The 1752-nt window shown below is 50.0% G+C and carries 1 protein-coding gene; it reads right to left on the bottom strand.

From position 1 onward, the window contains the following. Window positions 1-71: 71 nt before the first annotated feature. Window positions 72-1217, bottom strand: a complete 1146-nt coding sequence (locus tag R7Q48_RS23990; RefSeq protein WP_015056382.1) for a class C beta-lactamase CMY-4 — start codon at window positions 1215-1217, stop codon at window positions 72-74. Window positions 1218-1752 lie beyond the last annotated feature (535 nt).

The following is a 1752-nucleotide window of genomic DNA, read 5'->3' on the forward strand; positions in this document are numbered from 1 at the left end:
GACAGTTATTGCAGGGGTTCGTGACAGTTATTGCAGGGGGGCGTGACAGTTATTGCAGGGGGGCGTGACAGTTATTGCAGCTTTTCAAGAATGCGCCAGGCCGCCTCGACACGGACAGGGTTAGGATAGCTTTTGTTTGCCAGCATCACGATGCCAAGGTTTTTTTCTGGAACGAAGGCTACGTAGCTGCCAAATCCACCAGTGGAGCCCGTTTTATGCACCCATGAGGCTTTCACTGCGGGGGCGGGCGGGTTTACCTCAACGGCGGGAAGCGCTGCCAATGCCACTTTGCTGTCGCTGCCGTTGATGATCGAATCAGCTTTCAGCGGCCAGTTCAGCATCTCCCAGCCTAATCCCTGGTACATATCGCCAATACGCCAGTAGCGAGACTGCGCAAGCGCAATGCCCTGCTGGAGCGTTTTCTCCTGAACGTGGCTGGCATCCATGTTGGCCTGAACCCAGCGGGCCATATCAATAACGCTGGATTTCACGCCATAGGCTTCGGCGTCAAGTTGTCCCGGAGAAACGTGTACGGGCTTCCCTTCGCGATAGCCCCTGGCATAATCTTTTTGTTCGTTCTGCGGAACCGTAATCCAGGTATGCGCCAGTTTTAATGGTTGCAGGACGCGTCTGGTCATTGCCTCTTCGTAACTCATTCCTGAGGGTTTCACCGCCAGCGCGCCAAACAGACCAATGCTGGAGTTAGCGTAAAGTCGCTTAGCGCCCGGAGTCCATTGCGGCTGCCAGTTTTGATAAAAATGCAGTAATGCGGCTTTATCCCTAACGTCATCGGGGATCTGCAGCGGTAGGCCGCCTGCCGTATAGGTGGCTAAGTGCAGCAGGCGGATACCCTGCCACTGTTTGCCTGTCAGTTCTGGCCAGTATTTCGTGACCGGATCGCTGAGCTTAATTTCGCCGCGGGCGATAGCATCGCCGCCCAACACGCCGTTAAACGTCTTACTAACCGATCCTAGCTCAAACAGCGTTTGCTGCGTGACTGGGTGGTTATTGGCGATATCGGCTTTACCCCAGGTGAAATAATAGGGTTTTCCCTGGTAGATAACGGCAACGGCCATACCCGGAATAGCCTGCTCCTGCATCAACGGGGTGATGGTGCGATTAACGATATCGGCAATCTGTTGTTCTGTTTTTGCGGCAGCAAATGTGGAGAAAGAGGCTGTCAGCAGCAGAGCGCAGCATAACGATTTTTTCATCATGAAATCAGTTCCGTAATTAAAAGTAAAAAGGTGTCCGGGCCCGTCAGACGCAATCAGTGTGTTTGATTTGCACCGTGTTGACAAACGGTTAAATTTAGCAGCAGATATAAGTTTTTCCTAAATTCCACGTGTGTTTTTTATTAGCTTCAAAAATCACTATTTCACGAAGAATTTAGACTGCTTCTCACACATTGTAACATTATTTACACGGAGAAACTGTCCGAGGTTATGTTGACGATGCCGAAAATGATGAGCGATTTATTCATGGGGGCTTCTATAATAATAATAATCGAGCATGAGTCTCATACGGATGCTCGGGTCGAAAGGGAATCCCCAGGCGAGTAACCTGTTTGCGGTGATCCATTAGCTGCAGGAGCAGAAGAGCATACATCTGGAAGCAAAGCCAGGAAAGCGGCCTATGGAGCTGTGCGGCAGCGCTCAGTAGGCAATTTTTCAAAATATTGTTAAGCCTTTTCTGAGCATGGTATTTTTCATGGTATTACCAATTAGCAGGAAAATAAGCCATTGAATATAA

Source organism: Vibrio sp. 378 (genome assembly GCF_033339435.1).